This is a genomic window from Pseudomonas sp. GW823-FHT02C05 (genome assembly GCF_058797595.1).
The window spans coordinates 90395-107206 of record NZ_JBXAJU010000006.1 but is presented as its reverse complement, the minus strand read 5'-3'; the positions used below and the strand labels follow the sequence as shown (position 1 = coordinate 107206).

The 16812-nt window shown below is 62.7% G+C and carries 12 protein-coding genes; 3 read left to right on the top strand and 9 right to left on the bottom strand.

Going from position 1 to position 16812, the window contains the following annotated elements:
• Nucleotides 1-69: 69 nt before the first annotated feature.
• Nucleotides 70-1041 carry a GTPase gene (gene yjiA / locus AC1RGE_RS28835; RefSeq protein WP_019095101.1) on the top strand — a complete coding sequence of 324 codons (972 nt, stop codon included), beginning with the start codon at nt 70-72 and terminating at the stop codon, nt 1039-1041.
• Nucleotides 1042-1047: 6 nt separating this feature from the next.
• On the opposite strand, the gene AC1RGE_RS28830 is transcribed toward yjiA, so the two are convergent.
• The 5 genes from AC1RGE_RS28830 to AC1RGE_RS28810 all read right to left on the bottom strand — a co-directional run bounded on the left by AC1RGE_RS28830 (nt 1048) and on the right by AC1RGE_RS28810 (nt 9536).
• Nucleotides 1048-1743, bottom strand: a complete 696-nt coding sequence (locus AC1RGE_RS28830) for a GntR family transcriptional regulator (protein ID WP_011063574.1) — start codon at nt 1741-1743, stop codon at nt 1048-1050.
• Between the two features lie 35 nt (nt 1744-1778).
• Entirely contained in the window at nt 1779-2492 is a 714-nt protein-coding gene (locus tag AC1RGE_RS28825; protein ID WP_041119954.1) for a FadR/GntR family transcriptional regulator, read from the bottom strand.
• 79 nt (nt 2493-2571) lie between these two features.
• Nucleotides 2572-3885 carry a C4-dicarboxylate transporter DctA gene (locus AC1RGE_RS28820; RefSeq protein WP_011063572.1) on the bottom strand — a complete coding sequence of 438 codons (1314 nt, stop codon included), beginning with the start codon at nt 3883-3885 and terminating at the stop codon, nt 2572-2574.
• A 352-nt stretch (nt 3886-4237) separates the two neighbouring features.
• Nucleotides 4238-5491, bottom strand: coding sequence for a serine hydroxymethyltransferase (glyA, locus tag AC1RGE_RS28815; RefSeq protein WP_401027849.1), 1254 nt, complete (start codon nt 5489-5491; stop codon nt 4238-4240).
• 196 nt (nt 5492-5687) lie between these two features.
• Nucleotides 5688-9536 carry a bifunctional diguanylate cyclase/phosphodiesterase gene (locus AC1RGE_RS28810; RefSeq protein WP_053153981.1) on the bottom strand — a complete coding sequence of 1283 codons (3849 nt, stop codon included), beginning with the start codon at nt 9534-9536 and terminating at the stop codon, nt 5688-5690.
• Nucleotides 9537-9818: 282 nt separating this feature from the next.
• On the opposite strand from AC1RGE_RS28810, the gene ettA reads away from it, so the two are divergent.
• Nucleotides 9819-11483, top strand: coding sequence for an energy-dependent translational throttle protein EttA (ettA, locus tag AC1RGE_RS28805; RefSeq protein ID WP_011063569.1), 1665 nt, complete (start codon nt 9819-9821; stop codon nt 11481-11483).
• Between the two features lie 288 nt (nt 11484-11771).
• Nucleotides 11772-13109 (top strand): NADP-specific glutamate dehydrogenase, encoded by a 1338-nt coding sequence (gdhA, locus tag AC1RGE_RS28800; protein WP_011063568.1) that lies wholly within the window; start codon nt 11772-11774, stop codon nt 13107-13109.
• Nucleotides 13110-13115: 6 nt separating this feature from the next.
• On the opposite strand, the gene AC1RGE_RS28795 is transcribed toward gdhA, so the two are convergent.
• The 4 genes from AC1RGE_RS28795 to AC1RGE_RS28780 form a co-directional block, all read right to left on the bottom strand.
• Nucleotides 13116-13607 (bottom strand): GreA/GreB family elongation factor, encoded by a 492-nt coding sequence (locus tag AC1RGE_RS28795; RefSeq protein WP_011063567.1) that lies wholly within the window; start codon nt 13605-13607, stop codon nt 13116-13118.
• Nucleotides 13608-13680: 73 nt separating this feature from the next.
• A complete protein-coding gene (locus AC1RGE_RS28790) occupies nt 13681-14037 on the bottom strand; it encodes a hypothetical protein (protein WP_011063566.1) in 357 nt (118 codons plus the stop codon).
• A gap of 159 nt (nt 14038-14196) precedes the next feature.
• Nucleotides 14197-16050 (bottom strand): Lnb N-terminal periplasmic domain-containing protein, encoded by a 1854-nt coding sequence (locus AC1RGE_RS28785; protein ID WP_492585461.1) that lies wholly within the window; start codon nt 16048-16050, stop codon nt 14197-14199.
• 92 nt (nt 16051-16142) lie between these two features.
• Complete coding sequence (locus AC1RGE_RS28780; RefSeq protein ID WP_011063564.1) at nt 16143-16631, bottom strand: DUF3015 domain-containing protein; 489 nt, start codon at nt 16629-16631, stop codon at nt 16143-16145.
• Nucleotides 16632-16812: the final 181 nt, after the last annotated feature.

The following is a 16812-nucleotide window of genomic DNA, read 5'->3' as shown; positions in this document are numbered from 1 at the left end:
GATAGCGGTTCTTCGGACGCCATCGCCGACAAGCCGGCTTCTACGTTTTTATGCGTGGGAGATCCTGTTTTGCACAACCCTATTCCCGTGACCGTGCTCAGCGGTTTTCTTGGTGCCGGCAAGACCACTTTGTTGCGCCACCTGCTCAAGGCCGAGCACGGCCTGAAGATCGCCGTGATCGAGAACGAATTCAGCGATGCCGGCATCGACACCCAGTTGCTGGGCGAGCAGCCGGTACAGGTCATGACCCTGTCCAACGGCTGCGTCTGCTGCACCATCCACACCGACCTGACCAAGGCCCTGTACCTGTTGCTGGAGCGTCTGGACAGCGGCGAGATCGCCTTTGACCGGCTGGTGATCGAGTGCACCGGGCTGGCCGATCCGGCGCCGGTGGCACAGACCTTCTTCATCGATGAGGAACTGCGCGAACGCTATATCCTCGACGGCATCATCACCCTGGTGGACGCCAAGCACGCCGAGTTCCACCTGACCCAGACCATTGCCCAGGCGCAGATCGGTTTTGCCGACCGGCTGCTGGTGAGCAAGCGTGACCTGGTGGACGAGGCGACTTTCGAAGCCCTCGGCCAGCGCCTGACCCGGATCAACCGCCGGGCACCGATCCGCCTGGTGGAGCACGGCCAGATCGACCTGGCCGAGCTGCTGGATGTGCGGGGGTTCAATCTCAATGCCGACCTGGGGGGCGGCCTCAGCCTGCGGCCAGTGAGCAAGGCGCCGTCAGTGGACCGGATTTCCAGCCTGGTGCTGCGCACCGAGCAAGCCCTGGACCTGGATCGCCTGAGCGAATTCATGAATGAGCTGCTGGAAGACCACGGCAAGCAACTGCTGCGCTACAAAGGTGTGCTGAGCGTTATCGACGAGCCCCGGCGCATGGTGTTCCAGGGCGTGCTCAAGCTCTATGGCTTCGATTGGGACAGCGAATGGGCCGAAGGCGAAGTGCGCGAGAGCGTGATGGTGTTCATTGCCGACGATCTGCCGGAAGAGAAGATCCGGCAGGGGTTCGAGCGGATGCTCGCGGGCTGATGGCGGCTACAGGCCGCCCAGCAGGCGCTGCTCCAGGTGCGCCAGGTGCTGGTTCATCAGGGTTTCGGCCTTTTCGGCATCGGCCTCCTGTAGTGCATCGATGATCTTCGAGTGTTCCTGCCAGGAGCAGTAGTTGCGGGCCTGGCCCTCGAACTGGGCGATGGCCAGTGAGGTCAGGGGCACCAGGCTGCCGAGGAACTGTGCCAGGGGCCCGTTGCCGGCGATTTCCGCCAGTTGCAGATGGAACTCCCCGGACAGGCGGATAGCCGGCCCGCGCTGGTCGCGGGCAATGGCCTCGCGCTCCTGGGCGATCAACTCGCGCAAGGGTTGCAACTGGCGCCGGGGCTGCTGGCAGGCCAGGCGCACCAGGGTGATTTCCGTCAGGCGCCGGGCATGCAGGATCTGCCGGGTCTGTTCCAGGTCCGGCGCCGCCACCTGGGGCCGGTAATTGGGCCGCAGGATCACCACTTGCTGATGGGAAAGCCGCGCCAGGACCTGGCGCACTATGCTGCGGCTGACGCCGAAGGCCTGCCCCAGGCTGTCTTCGGTGAAGCGGCTGCCGGGAGCGATGCGCTGTTCGAGAATGGCGTCGAAGATCTGCGGGTAGACATCATCCACCAGCAGCTTCCTTTCGCCCCGCGGGCGCCTTGGCAGGCTGGCCACCCGGGTGAAGGGATTGTTTTTCAGGGCGTAGCTGACCATGGCCTGTCTCCAGTCCGGTTGCTGACTCGGGGGGATTACTGGGCGCTGTTGCCCAGGTGATCGTCCGGGATATTCAGTTCGATGCCCATGCGCTGGCCTTCCTGGAGGATGTGCCGGCGCATCTCGGCGCTGGCCAGGGCGCTGTTCTTATTGCGGATGGCCCGCACCACCGCCTCATTTTCTTCCAGGCGTTCGGCCAGGTGCTCCGGTGAATTGCGCAGGATCTGTGCACTTTGCTTGAGGGCATTGCTGGTCTGTTGCACCACGTTCTGGAAGATCGGGTTGCTGGTCAGGGTGAAGAGTTCCTCGTGGAAGGCGATGTAGGCATTGACCCCGGCTTCGCTGTCGCCGGCTTCAAGGGCTTCGCGCATGTCCATCAGCGTCAGGCGCAACTGGCCGACTTCCTTGCTGCTGATGGATTGCGCCACCAGGCCGACGATGAAGGGCTCCAGGGTGTAGCGCAGTTGCAGCACGTCTTCGAGGCTGGCCCCGGCCACTGCACTGTCGCTGCCCTGCGCTTCGTCCAGGGGGGTGTCCAGCACCACCACGCCTTTGCCGGGCATGGAGCGCACCAGGCCCAGGGTCTCCAGGACGATCACCGCTTCGCGCAGGCTGGGGCGGCTGATGCCCAGTTGCTCGGCCAATTCGCGTTGCCCTGGCAGCATGTCGCCGGAGCGCCACTGGCCGCGGGCCAGGGCGGCCCGGAGCTTTTCTACCACTGAATTCACCACTGTTGACGAGCTGATCACTGTTGACTCCATGAACGATTAATAGCGCGCTGTTGCCGCGCCGAGTGTTGTGCCTGCCGATGACAGGCACAAGGTCGGGTCAAAATTCCTGCTGGTGGGCGCCGGTCACCGGTTTTCGGGCCTGGAAGGTGTAGCCCTGCTGGCCGCTGAGCACCTTGTTGGCCCGCTGCACGTCGATGTCCTTTTCCCAGCGGGCGATGGCGACGGTGGCCACGCAGTTGCCGATCAGGTTGGTCAAGGCGCGGCCAATGCCCATGAACCAGTCCACCGCCAGCACCAGCACCAGGCCCACCACCGGAATCGCCGGGATTGCAGTCAGGGTTGCCGCCAGGATCACCAGCGCCGAGCCGGGGATGCCGTGGGCGCCCTTGGAGGTGATCAGCGACACCAGAAGAATGGTCAAGAGGTCCGACATGGACAGCGGAGTGCCAGTGGCGTTGGCAATGAAGACGATGGCCAGGGTCAGGTAGATGGAGAAGCCGTCGAGGTTGAACGAGTAGCCGGTGGGAATCACCAGGCCTACGGTGGAACTGCCGATCCCCAGGTGTTCCAGCTTGCGCATGATCTGCGGCAGCACCGCGTCGGAGGAAGCGGTGCCGAGGACGATCAGCAACTCTTCGCGCAGGTACTTGAGAAAGGGCAGCATGCGCAGGCCCGACAAACGCATCACCAGGCCCAGGATCACCGCGACGAAGGCAAAGCAGGTCAGGTAGAACAGCCCCACCAGGCTGCCCAGGTGCTGCAGCGAATCCAGGCCGTACTTGCTGGTGGTGAAGGCGATGGCACCGAACACGCCGATGGGCGCCAGACGCACGATCATGCCCATGATGCGGAAGATCACATGGCTCAGTTCGTTGATCAGCCGGGAGATGCCCGAGGCGGCTTCACCCACCAGGTTAAGGGCGCTGCCGAACAGCACCGAGAACAGCAGTACCTGGAGGATGTTGTTCTCGGCGAAAGCACCGATCACCGAGGTGGGAATCAGGTCCATGAGGAACTGAGTGGTGGTGTGCATGTGCTGGCCACGCTGGGCGATGTCGCCCATGTCCGCGGTGGACAGTTGCTCCAGATGGATGTTGGCGCCGCTGCCGATGCCGGTGCTGAAGGCCATGACCAGGCCGATCACCAGGGCGATGGTGGTGAGTATTTCAAAGTAGATCACTGATTTGAGGCCGATGCGGCCGACCTTCTTCAGGTCGCCGGCACCGGAGATGCCGCTGACGACCACGCAGAACACGATCAGCCCGATCAGCATCTTGATCAGCTTGATGAAACCATCGCCTAGGGGTTTGAGCTGGGAGGAGTATTCGGGGAGGGTGAGTCCGCACACGATGCCGAGCATCAGTCCGAGGACAACCTGGAGGAAAATCGAACGCGAGCACCATCTGAGCATGGGGGGAATCCTGGTCGGTGTCCTGTCTGCCGTGCGCGGGGGAGGCGCAGCGGATGGAGGACTTAATTATTGTGGTCTTACCGGTATGTCCAGTGCAGGCGCAGTCTACGCTCGGGTTTTATGGGTTTACAAGGGGGAGGGTGCAGATTGGCTTTACCGGTCTGACCAGTGGTTTTTCCTCCCCTGGCCACTGTAGCCGGTGTCGCAGGCTGCGATCGGCCGGACCAGCCGCCCGGGTATCCTGCGTTCGCAAGACCTCGCAGGCTCCTTTCACCGCCTGTCGCCGCGGCCCTGCGGGCACAAAAAAGCCCGGCACTGGGCCGGGCTTTTTCTGCTGCGGTCTGCGGGCTGATTAAGCGCCGTATACCGGCAGCTTCTTGCAGATGGCCTTGACCTTCTCACGCACGGCGTCGATCACCGCTTCGTTGCTCAGGTCCGCCAGGATGTCGCAGATCCAGCCGGCCAGTTCCTTGCACTCGGCTTCCTTGAAGCCACGAGTGGTCACGGCCGGAGTACCGAAGCGCAGGCCGGAGGTGACGAACGGGGAGCGTGGATCGTTTGGCACGGAGTTCTTGTTCACGGTGATGAAGGCTTTGCCCAGAGCGGCGTCAGCGTCCTTGCCGGAGATGTCCTGCTTGATCAGCGACAGCAGGAACAGGTGGTTCTTGGTACCACCGGACACCACGTCGAAACCGCGCTCGATGAACACTTCGGCCATGGCCTGGGCGTTCTTCACCACTTGTTCCTGGTAGGCCTTGAACTCAGGCTGCAGCGCTTCCTTGAAGCAGATCGCTTTAGCGGCGATCACGTGCTCCAGCGGGCCACCCTGGGCGCCCGGGAATACGGCGGAGTTGAGCTTCTTCTCGATATCGGCGTTGGCGCGAGCCAGGATCAGGCCGCCACGTGGACCGCGCAGGGTCTTGTGGGTGGTGGTGGTGACCACGTCGGCGAATGGTACTGGGTTCGGGTAGACGCCAGCGGCGACCAGACCGGCCACGTGGGCCATGTCGACGAACAGGTAGGCGCCCACTTTGTCAGCGATTTCGCGGAAACGCGGGAAGTCGAGGATCTGCGAGTAGGCGGAGAAACCGGCCACGATCATTTTCGGCTTGTGCTCGACGGCCAGGCGCTCGACTTCGTCGTAGTCGATCAGGCCGTTGGCGTCGATGCCGTACTGGATAGCGTTGTACAGCTTGCCGGAGGAGGACACCGCGGCGCCGTGGGTCAGGTGACCGCCGTGGGCCAGGCTCATGCCCAGGATGGTGTCGCCGCCTTGCAGCAGGGCCAGGTAGACCGCGGCGTTGGCTTGGGAGCCGGCGTGTGGCTGGACGTTGGCGTAGTCGGCGCCGAACAGCTCCTTGGCGCGGTCGATGGCCAGCTGTTCAACCACGTCGACGTATTCGCAACCGCCGTAGTAGCGCTTGCCTGGGTAGCCTTCGGCGTATTTGTTGGTCAGTACCGAGCCTTGAGCTTCCATCACCGCTGGGCTGGTGTAGTTTTCCGAAGCGATCAGCTCAATGTGCTCTTCCTGGCGCTGAGCTTCTTGCTCCATGGCGGCAAAGAGATCGGCGTCGTACTTGGCAATAGTCAAATCACGGCTGAACATGGCGGTCCTCAAGGATCGGGGGCAGAAAAGGGAGGCATTCTAACCCAATGGGTTTTAGATGGCATATGAAAGGACATCATGTCGCAGACAAGTGGCCTTCACTTGGGTACGGGCTTGTATAGGAGCTGGCTTGCCAGCGAAGAGGCCCCTGAGACCGCCTTCGCCGGCAAGCCGGCAATTACGCAAGCAGGGGATGTTAGTCGAACATGAACAGGGCGTCGTTGCTGAACTGCGCCTCGAAGCGGTTGGCCGGCATCGGCCGGCCGAACAGGTAGCCCTGGACCTCGTCGCAGCCATGTTCGCGCAGGAACTCCAGCTGTTCGTGGGTTTCCACGCCTTCGGCGATCACCGCCAGGTTCAGGCTGTGGGCCATGGCGATAATGGCGCGGGCGATCTGCGCATCCTGCTCGCCGGACGGCAGGCCGTCGACGAAGGTGCGGTCGATCTTCAGCACGTCGATGGGGAACTGCTTGAGGTAGTTCAGCGATGAGTAGCCGGTGCCGAAGTCGTCCACCGCGATGCTCAGGCCGAGGTTCTTCAGGCCATCGAGAATCTGCATCGCCTCGCTGACTTCGCGCATCAGGATACTTTCGGTCAGTTCCAGCTCCAGGCACGCCGGTGGCAGGCCGGTGTCCTTGAGGATGGTGGCGATGCGCATGCCCAGCTGGCCGTCGGAGAACTGCCGGGCGGAGATGTTCACCGAAACCTTCGGCACCCGCACCTTGGCCTGGTGCCAGGACTTGAGCTGGCGGCAGGCTTCACTGATCACCCAGTCGCCCACATCCACCACCAGCCCCAGTTCTTCGAGCACCGGAATGAAGTCCCCCGGCGGTACCAGGCCGCGACGCGGGTGGCGCCAGCGCAGCAGCGCCTCGGCGCCGGTCAGGCGCTTGCCGTCACCGCTGAACTGCGGTTGGTAATAAAGCACGAATTCTTCCTGCTCCAGGGCGTGGCGCAGGTCGCTTTCCAGTTCCAGGCGCTCCAGGGCGCTGGCGTTCATGTCCGCCTGGTAGAACTGGAAGTTGTTCTTGCCGCGTTCCTTGGCGTGGTACATCGCGGTGTCGGCGTTCTTCATCAGCTGGCTCAGCTCGTTGCCATCCTGGGGGCTCAGAGCGATGCCGATACTGGCGGTAACAAAGAACTCGCGGCCTTCGAGGACGAAGGGTTTGACCAGGCTGGCGAGAATCTGCTCGGCCACATGGATCGCCCGGTTCAGGGCCATCTCACGGCTGGAGCGCGGCTGCAGGAGCAGGGTGAATTCGTCGCCGCCCATGCGTGCCACGGTGTCGTCTTCATCGACACAGCCCAGTAGGCGCGTGGCCATTTCCTTGAGCATGCGATCGCCGGCGGCATGGCCCAGGGAGTCGTTGATCGGCTTGAAGCGGTCCAGATCGAGGAACATCAGCACCACCCAGGACTTCTGTCGTTCTGCCGATTGCAGGGCGGTGTGCAGGCGGTCCTGGAACAGAGTGCGGTTGGGCAGGTGGGTCAGGGCGTCGTAGTAGGCCAGGCGGTGGATGCGCTGTTCACTGGCCTTGCGTTCGCTGATGTCGCTGAAGAAGCACACGTAGCTGGCCAGGTCGCCTTCATCGTCGAGCACTGCGGTGATCCCGACCCACGCCGGGTAGTGCTCGCCATTGCGGCGCTTGAGCCAGACTTCGCCTTCCCAGGTGCTGTGCTGGTTCAGCTGCTTGAGTACATAGCGCAGGTGGGCTTCCTGCTGGTCGTCCACGGTGAGCATGTTCGGCAACTGGTCGAGCACCTGGGACACCGCGTAGCCGCTGACCCGGCTGAACGCCTCGTTGGCCTGGACGATATAGCCGGCGGGGTCGGTGATCAGGATCGCCGAGGTCGAGTGCTCGAATACCGTGGCCGCCATGCGCAGGTCCTTTTCCGCTCGGCGCTGCTGGCTGATGTCGCGGCCGACCCCGAGCACGCCCTCGAAGGCGCCATGCTCGTCCCACACCAGTACCAGGCGCAGTTCGATGGGGATCTTGCGGCCATCGGCCCGCAGGCAGTCGAACAGGAACAGCTGGGTCTGCACCTGGCTGCGCAATTGCGCCAGTTGCTCGGGTTTGTCCAGGGCCTTGCTGACCCGGTCCATGAGGGTGTAGATGCCGCTCAACTGCTGCGGGTTGGCGATGGTCGACTGCCAGCCGTTCTGGAAGATCCACTCCACGTCGTAGCCGAGCACCGCGTGCACCGAAGGGCTGACGTAGTTCAGCGAAAGTTTGCTGTCGGTGGAGAAAATCACGTCGCTGATGCTTTCGGCGAGCATGCGGTAGCGCTGCTCGCTGTCACGCAGGGACTCGCTGGCCTCGATCTGGTCGGTGATGTCCTTGGCCACGCCGATGATCCGCGTCACCTGGTCGTAGCGGTCCCGGGCCAGGGCCTGCTCGCGGATCTCGAAGCGCCGCCACTGGCCGCTGCGGTGGCGGAAACGCAACTGGCATTGCAGCAATTGGGCATAGGCCGAATGCCGCTGTTCCTGGCGCAGGCGGTGATAGAGGTCGGCGTCTTCCGGGTGCAGGAGGATTTCCCAGAAGTACTCGCCCATCTGGTGCAGCTCGGTCTTGTTGTAGCCCAGGGTCTGGCCCAGATGGTGGTTGCTGAAGATCATCCGCTGGCTGATCACATCCTGTACGTACAGGTGATCAGGCACGGTGCGCACCACGTCCGACCAGAACCCTTCGCGCTCCAGCAGTGAAAGTTCGATCAGCTTGCGGCTGGTGATGTCGCTGATGCTGAGGATCACCGCGCTGTAGTCCGCGATGGCCTCGGGCAGGCGCAGTACCAGCCACAGATGCTGGTCGTTGCCCTGGGCGTCGCTGAGCTTGATCTCCAGTTCCAGCTGTTTCTGCTGGTTGATCACGGCTTCGAGCAACTGGCTGCCGATGGCGTTGCCGTTCTTCGGGCTGCCTTCGATCAGCAGTTGCCAGGCCTGCTCGCTGGATTCGACGTTGAGCAGGCGCAGGGCAACCTGGTTGACCTCGGTGATGCGCAATTCACTGAGCAGTTGCAGGCGGTGGCCAGGATCGCTGGCCTGCCAGCGCTTGAGTTGGTCGCTGTTGTGCAGGTTGTGCTTGTCGAGCAACCCTGGAAGCCCGGAGATATCCATGACGCACAAGGCCACGCCGGTGCCTTCGAAAATGTCCTGATAGCGCCGCCGGCCTTCGTGCAGTTGGCGCTGGCGCCGGCGCATGTTCAGCAGGGCGATCACCGGCAGCAGGGAGAAGGCCAGGCCCAGCAGGCATTTGCCAATGAAGGCCGGCAGCAGCGCCTCGAGCACGGCCCGCTGGTCGAACAGGCCGCGCAGTTGCCAGTCGCTGTTGCTCAGGGGCACCAGCAGTACGCTGCTGGCCATTTCGTCGGGATCCAGCATGCCTGGGGTCGAAGTGCTGCGCTCATCGCGCTTGATCACCTGGTGGCTGAGGCGGTTCTCGATCACCCAGGTGGGCTTGAAGCCTTCTTCGCTTTGCCGCACCAGGGTCTGCAGAAAGCTTGGAGCCAGGCGCAGGACCCAGTAGCCGCGGCTCCCGCCGCTGGACTGGTGCAGCAGGACATGCACCACCGAGCCATCGGCGGGGTTGCTGTAGTAGTAGCGTTGGGCACGGCTGCGCTGGACCAGCTCGGCGAGCCACAGGGCGTCCTGGCTATCGGTGGCGCTGTCGCTGAGGATTTGCCCCTTGCTGTCCAGCAGGGCAAAGCTGCGTACGTCTGGCAGCGAGCGCTGGAGTTTCTGAAGCAGTTGCTGTTGCTGCTGGCTGTCTTGCGGTGCCTCGATGATGGGCAGCAGATTGAGGGCGATCTGGGCGTTGAGCGCCAGGTTCAGGCTCAGGTGGTCGGCCAGGTCGGCGCTGTAGTCGATGGCATGCTGACGCTGGTCCTGGCGGGTCTGTTGCAGTTGATCGAGCAACTGCCAGAACAACAGGGCCAGCAGCAACAGCACCAGCGTCGCCAGTGCGCCTTTGAGTGTGCCACGCATAGGATAGGCCGGCCCGGGGGCAGCGGCGCGCGCGGGCTTTGGCGAAGTGACGTTGAACAAGCTGTGATCCTGCGGTTTGGCTGGGCTGGCGCGACGTGCACTATAAGCCGGACGCCCGAAGGGCGGCTAGCATGCCTTGAGTTGTGGCAAAGTGCCAGTCCCGCCTGGCTGGACCTGGATCGTGCATTGAGGTAGTTTTGCCGGTTACGCGGGAGCGTTCCAGCTCCAGACAATCAGGCTTTTTCCGCCCGTCGGTATTGATCATGGTCAATGCCGGCGCAGCGCATGGCCTGGCCCGGGCCCGGCCCGTTCTATTCATCTGTCACTGACGCTAGGTTCACCATGGCTCAATACGTCTTCACCATGCATCGGCTGGGCAAGGTTGTTCCGCCGAAGCGGGAAATCCTGAAAAACATCTCCCTGTCCTTTTTCCCTGGCGCCAAGATCGGCGTGCTGGGCCTCAACGGTTCGGGCAAGTCCACGCTGCTGAAGATCATGGCCGGCGTCGACACCGAGTTCGAGGGCGAAGCCCGCCCGATGCCGGACCTGAACATCGGTTACCTGCCCCAGGAACCCCAGCTGGACCCGGCCAAGACCGTGCGTGAAGTGGTCGAGGAAGCGGTCAGCGTGATCAAGGACGCCCAGGCGCGCCTGGACGAGGTCTACGCCGCCTATGCCGAGCCGGATGCCGACTTCGACAAGCTGGCCGCCGAGCAGGCCAAGCTGGAAGCCATCCTGCAGGCCAGCGACGGCCACAACCTGGAGCGCCAGCTGGAAGTGGCCGCCGACGCTCTGCGTCTGCCGGCCTGGGACGCCAAGGTCGAGCACCTGTCCGGTGGCGAGAAGCGTCGTGTGGCCCTGTGCCGCCTGCTGCTGTCCGCTCCGGACATGCTGCTGCTCGACGAGCCAACCAACCACCTGGACGCCGACTCCGTCGCCTGGCTGGAGCACTTCCTCCACGACTTCCCGGGCACCGTGGTTGCGATCACGCACGACCGTTACTTCCTGGACAACGTTGCCGGCTGGATTCTGGAACTCGACCGCGGCGCCGGCATTCCTTACGAGGGCAACTACTCCGGTTGGCTGGAAGCCAAGTCCGACCGTCTGGCCCAGGAATCCAAGCAGCAGTCGGCCCATGAAAAGGCCATGAAGGAAGAGCTGGAGTGGGTGCGCAAAGGCGCCAAGGCCCGCCAGTCGAAATCCAAGGCTCGTCTGCAACGCTTCGAGGAAATGCAGTCCCAGGAATTCCAGAAGCGCAGCGAAACCAACGAGATCTACATCCCGGCCGGCCCGCGCCTGGGTGACAAGGTCATCGAATTCAAGAACGTCACCAAGGGCTACGGCGATCGCGTGCTGATCGACAACCTGTCGTTCTCCATGCCCAAGGGCGCCATTGTCGGCGTGATCGGCGGTAACGGTGCCGGTAAATCGACCCTGTTCCGCATGCTCATGGGCAAGGAAACCCCGGATTCGGGCAGCATCGAGATCGGTGAAACCGTGCAGCTTGCCTGCGTGGACCAGAGCCGTGAGGACCTGGACGGCAGCAAGACCGTGTTCCAGCAGATCTCCGACGGCTCCGACCAGATCCGCATCGGCAACTACGAGATCCCGTCGCGTACCTACGTCGGCCGTTTCAACTTCAAGGGCGGCGACCAGCAGAAGTTCGTCAAGGACCTGTCCGGTGGTGAGCGCGGCCGCCTGCACCTGGCCCTGACCCTGAAGGAGGGTGGCAACGTCCTGCTGCTCGACGAACCTTCCAACGACCTCGACGTTGAAACCCTGCGTTCCCTGGAAGAAGCCCTGCTGGACTTCCCGGGCGCCGCCATTGTGATCTCCCACGATCGGTGGTTCCTGGACCGGGTGGCCACCCACATCCTGGCGTACGAAGACGACTCCCAAGCGGTGTTCTTCGAAGGCAACTACACCGAGTACGAAGCCGATCGCAAGAAACGCCTGGGCGAAGCCGCGGCGCAACCGCACCGGGTACGGCACAAGAAGCTGGCCTGATCGGTTAGCTGCTTGAAAAAAACGGAGCCTTCGGGCTCCGTTTTTTTATGCCTGGCAGAAACCTGGGCGGTTCATTCGGGGGCGTGGCTCAACGTTCAAAGTGAGTGCAAAGCAGTCAATTTTTGTCACCAATTCGGTGCGTAAAACACCTGTAGAACCGGGCTATTTATATTTATTGCACCATTTAAATTCATATCTGCGACATTTTGCGCTGTCGCGGTGCGGATTGAATTGATAAAGTCCCGGGCAAATCTCTTCTTAACGACAATAAATTTGCCGAGACTTCCCATGATCGAATCCGTCGAAGACTTCCTCGCCCGCCTGAAAAAACGCGACCCGGACCAGCCTGAATTCCATCAGGCGGTGGAAGAGGTCCTGCGCAGCCTCTGGCCGTTTCTCGAAGCCAATCCGCACTACCTGAGCTCCGGTATTCTCGAGCGGATCTGCGAGCCGGAACGCGCGGTGGTGTTTCGCGTGTCGTGGGTCGACGATCAGGGCAAGGTCCGGGTCAACCGCGGCTTCCGCATCCAGATGAACAGCGCCATCGGCCCGTACAAGGGCGGCCTGCGCTTCCATCCCTCGGTCAACATGGGCGTGCTGAAATTCCTCGCCTTCGAGCAGACCTTCAAGAACTCCCTGACCTCCCTGCCCATGGGCGGCGGCAAGGGCGGTTCGGACTTCAACCCCAAGGGCAAGAGCGACGCCGAGGTGATGCGCTTCTGCCAGGCCTTCATGAGCGAGTTGTACCGGCATATCGGTGCCGACGTTGACGTCCCGGCCGGTGACATCGGCGTGGGTGCCCGGGAAATCGGTTTCCTCTTTGGCCAGTACAAGCGCCTGAGCAACCAGTTCACGTCGGTGCTGACCGGCAAGGGCATCAGCTACGGCGGCAGCCTGATCCGCCCCGAGGCCACGGGCTTTGGCTGCGTGTACTTCGCCGAGGAAATGCTCAAGCGCCGCGGTGATCGGGTCGAAGGCAAGCGCGTGGCGATCTCCGGCTCCGGCAACGTGGCCCAGTATGCGGCGCGCAAGGTCATGGACCTGGGTGGCAAGGTGATCTCCCTGTCCGATTCCGAAGGCACCCTGTATTGCGAGTCGGGCCTGAGCGAAGAGCAGTGGCTGGCGGTACTGGAACTCAAGAACGTGCAGCGTGGGCGTATCAGCGAGCTGGCGAGCCAGTTCGGCCTGGAGTTCCGCGCCGGCCAGACTCCGTGGGACCTGCCGTGCGATATCGCCTTGCCCTGCGCCACGCAGAATGAACTGGACGCCGAGGCGGCCCGTACCCTGCTGCGCAACGGCTGCACCTGTGTCGCCGAAGGTGCCAACATGCCGACCACTCTGGAGGCTGTGGATATCTTTATCGACGCGGGCATCCTCTTCGCCCCGGGCAAGGCGTCCAACGCCGGTGGCGTGGCGGTGAGTGGCCTGGAAATGTCGCAGAACGCCATGCGCCTGCTGTGGACCGCCGGTGAAGTGGACAGCAAGCTGCACAACATCATGCAGTCGATCCACCACGCTTGCGTGCACTATGGCGAAGAGAATGGCCGGATCAACTACGTGAAGGGTGCGAACATCGCCGGCTTCGTCAAGGTCGCCGATGCCATGCTGGCCCAGGGCGTGGTCTGAACCGTCTCAGGCCGGTTCGATGCGGATGATCTCGATCAACTGATTGCCCGCCGGCCTTTGCCACAGGACTTCGTCCCCCGGTTGTGCTCCCAGTAGGGCACGACCCAGGGGCGAGGCCCAGTTGATCAGCCCCTTGGCCGCATCCGCTTGATCCTCCCCCACCAATTGCACGCTTTGCTGGCGATCCTGTTCATCGGCGAAGGTCACCCGGCTGCCGATCTGCACCTTGTCGGTTGAATTGGCCGTCGTCACCACTTGGGCGCTGTGCAGGCGCTGGGTGAAATAGCGCAGGTCGCGCTCAAGCTCTGCCATTCGCTGCTTGTCGGCGTCATCCCCCAGGTCGTTTTGCTCGCTGTGCTGGCTGTGCAGCAGGGCAACCCTGGCCTGCAATTCGGCAAGGCCCTGGGGTGTGACGTAATTGGGCTGGGCGCTGATCTGGCGCTCCACCGGCTGCTCGGCCTGGGCGGCTTGATCTTCATTGACGAAAGCGCGGCTCACGGTTTTCTCCTTGAAGGGAGGCGGGTGGACCATGGTTGCAGGCTTTTCACCTGGGCGGTTACCTGAAAGCGACCTACGGCGAACGATAGGCCCGGGCCGCATCGCGGTCCTTTTCCTGCTGCCAGGCTCGCTCGCGCTCGTCCCAGTGCCGCTCTCGATACTCGTTGCGGTCCTGGTTCTCCAGCATGGCCTGGCATTGGCGGAAACCATCGTTCCAGCCTTCGGCGTATTGCGCGTCCTTGAGGTAGCGCGGTACGTCCTTGCGAAACTCTCCGCTCATGGAGCCTGCCGCCTGGCGGCCGCTGACGCAGCCGGCATCGAAGCCATCGGCAAAGGCCGGCGGATAGCCCTGCGCCAGCAGATGCTCATGGGTTGATTCACAGCCACCGACTAGCGCCAGCAACAGCGCTGCCCACCCGTACCGCCACATTTTCGTCTCCCAGGCTTCCTCTGCGTGAAGTCTAGAAGGGCGTTTGTCAGCAAGCCGTGAAAGCTGGGTGATCAACCCATTTATCCGTGGCCGCTGGTGCAGGCTGCGACAAGGTTCGCAGCACCTTCCAGGGCCCTTGAGAGCGGCCTCTGGCTGCCTTTAGTAGTGATACCACTTGAGTTCGAGCATGACCTCGTTGACCGGAGTCGCCAGTTGGCTGAACTCCCGCTGTGCGCTCAGGCGCAGGCCCAGGTTGCGCGACAGCTCCCACTGCTGGTTGAGGCTCAGGCTGCGGCGTACCTCGCCATTGGTGAAGTAGTCGCCCTTGGCCTCAAGGCTGAAGTTGCCCAGCGGGTTTTTCCACAGCAGCCCGGAGTTGAAGCCCGCTGCCGGGGCGATGAAACCGGCGAAGTCGGCGTTGTGCTCGACCCGCACCGTGCCCAGGACAAAGCCCAGGGTGTTCTCGCCCAACTGCCAGGTGCCGCCGGCCCCGCCGTTGACGTGGCTGACCAGGGTCTCGTCGTCGTGTTTGCCCGGTACTCGCTCCAGGCCGCCGGTGACCTGCCAGGACCAGGGTTGCAGCAGGTCATTGCGTGGGGTCAGGGAACGGATGGTCGCCAGGTCCAACTGTTGCAACTGCCAGTGGTTGCCTTCGTACTGGCGCAGCTTCATCTGCAGGATCTCGATCTGCGCCCCCAGGGGGAAGCCTTCGGCGTTGTCGTTGAGGTCGTGATAGGCCATGCGCAGGCCGTACTCGGCGAAGGCCTTGTCGTCCCGGGTGCCGACTCCCAGCTGCCAGGTGCGCGACTGGTGGCCGTCTTCCGGCAGGCCGGGGCGCTGGATCTGCAGCTCCGGTGCCGGGTTCTGGTTGATTGCCCGCAGCAGTTCGAAACTGCGTTGCGAGCGCTGCGCATCTCGTTCCAGGCCGTTGGCCCGGTAGCGTTCAAGACGGTAGGCGGCATCCACGATCAAGGCCTGTCGATCCCGGGGCAGAGCCTTCAGCTCAGGGGCCTGCAATTGCTTCTGGTCAGCGCTGACCTTGAGCACCCATTGCTGTTCTTCCGGGTCCAGGGGCTGGGCGCGGCTCAGCAGCTCCCGCTCCCGGGACGGGCGATAGTCGATGCGTTCCACCAGCCCGGCGTCCTTGACTGCCTTGACCGTATCGGTAGGGATCGCCGTCAGCGGGAACTGTTCGGTCAGGCGCAGGCTGGGGCGCGCCACTTGCAGCAGTTCCAGCAGCCGGTAGGAGCAGTTTTCATCGAAGAAGAAGTAGTCGAACTTGATCTGCTTGAGTTCCCAGACATGCTCCACCATGCGTTCGGTTTCGGCCTGGGTCAGGTTCAGGCGGTATTCCCACAGGTCGCGGTTTTCCAGGCTGCGGTATTCCGAGAGCTTCTCCTGGTAGGGCACCAGAGCGAACAGCCCCGGATAGCCGCCCATCAGGCCTTTCCAGGCGTAGAGAATGCTGTTGTCCGAGCCCTCGATATAGGCCCCGAAGTTGATTGCGTAGCTGAGCAGCGCGGTGTTGTTGCTCTGTACGTCCGCCTGATCGATGCGCAGCAGGGTGTGGCCGAACATCGACGAGGGGCTGTTCAGGTAGGCCGCGGGAAAGATCATCACCGTGCTGTGGGGCGAGACATCCTTGAACCATTGCTTGAACTCGGCGCACTCCACCGCAGGCAAGTCATTCAGGCCCAGTTGCGCCTTGAGCCAGCGGGTGCGGGACGGATAGACGCACTGGGCATGCTGGTCACCCGCATCGGCGGGGGCGTAGAGGGCGTTCAGGGTCGCGGCCAGCTCAGCGTCGGGATGATGGGCACCGTCGGCAGCGAGGAAGAATTTCGGGTCGCTGACATAACTGCGCCAGCCGCCGAGCTTGGCAGTTTCGTAGTGACCTATGGATATCCAGAAGGGGTCATTGGCCAGTTGCTGCAAACGTTGAGGGTCGATGTGAGGCGCGGCATACAGCGGGGCGCAGACACAGAGCGCCAGGTAGGCAAGGCGTTTGAGCATGTTGGGCAACTTAAGTCGGAAATACAAAGACCCAAGGTGGGCAAGGTCCGGAAAATAAAACCCGCTCCTCGCGAGGAGCGGGTGGGGCGAGCTTAAGCTGGGGTTGCGTACTTGGCCAGGCGCGCGTCGTTTTTCAACACGGCCAGGGTATTGGTGTGCACATCTTCCGCGGTCACGTCAGCCTTGCTGAAGATCTGTTGGAAGTGCTCGTGGGTAACCGCGGCAAAGTGCGCGCGATCCTCAGGGGCTACACCGAGTACCACGGCGTAGGTGGTCAGGGCTTCGCCTTGACCCTTGGCCATGTCTTCGGAGAGCTCGTTCATCATGCCGTTCATGGCGAACCAGGACTTGCCGCCATAGGTCAGCGAGGCATTGGTCGAGCAGCCGTTGGTACCGGAGGTCATGCCGAAAGTGGCGTTGCCTGAGGTGCCGTTGGTGGTGGATGCGAGGAAGTGCGCCGGAGTGCCGCGCTGGCCTTCGAACAGCATGTTGCCCCAGCCGCAATCCGGGCCGCCTGGCGCCTGGGCCATGGCGTTGAGGGATACAGCGGTGAAAAGAGTACCGAGAAGAATCCGTTTCATAGCGTTGTTCTCTTTGTGTGCATACCAATGGACAGGGAGACTGGCCCGTGTGGGCGCCAGTGGGCCGGTTATCTATCCAGCCGCGCAGTTTGGAGTTTAGGCAGGTTCCTCAGGTTCCGTAACTATTTACAAAACAATACCTGAAACAGCTGGTTTTACTTGGTGCGGGTCGTGGCCTGCG

Excerpts from the sequence above, each read along its gene's own strand:
- AC1RGE_RS28790 (WP_011063566.1), bottom strand. The coding sequence starts at position 14,037 with ATGTGGCGGTACGGGTGGGCAGCGCTGTTGCTGGCGCTAGTCGGTGGC.
- AC1RGE_RS28785 (WP_492585461.1), bottom strand. The coding sequence starts at position 16,050 with ATGCTCAAACGCCTTGCCTACCTGGCGCTCTGTGTCTGCGCCCCGCTG.
- AC1RGE_RS28780 (WP_011063564.1), bottom strand. The coding sequence starts at position 16,631 with ATGAAACGGATTCTTCTCGGTACTCTTTTCACCGCTGTATCCCTCAAC.
- AC1RGE_RS28830 (WP_011063574.1), bottom strand. The coding sequence starts at position 1,743 with ATGGTCAGCTACGCCCTGAAAAACAATCCCTTCACCCGGGTGGCCAGC.
- AC1RGE_RS28820 (WP_011063572.1), bottom strand. The coding sequence starts at position 3,885 with ATGCTCAGATGGTGCTCGCGTTCGATTTTCCTCCAGGTTGTCCTCGGA.
- gdhA (WP_011063568.1), top strand. The coding sequence starts at position 11,772 with ATGATCGAATCCGTCGAAGACTTCCTCGCCCGCCTGAAAAAACGCGAC.
- ettA (WP_011063569.1), top strand. The coding sequence starts at position 9,819 with ATGGCTCAATACGTCTTCACCATGCATCGGCTGGGCAAGGTTGTTCCG.
- glyA (WP_401027849.1), bottom strand. The coding sequence starts at position 5,491 with ATGTTCAGCCGTGATTTGACTATTGCCAAGTACGACGCCGATCTCTTT.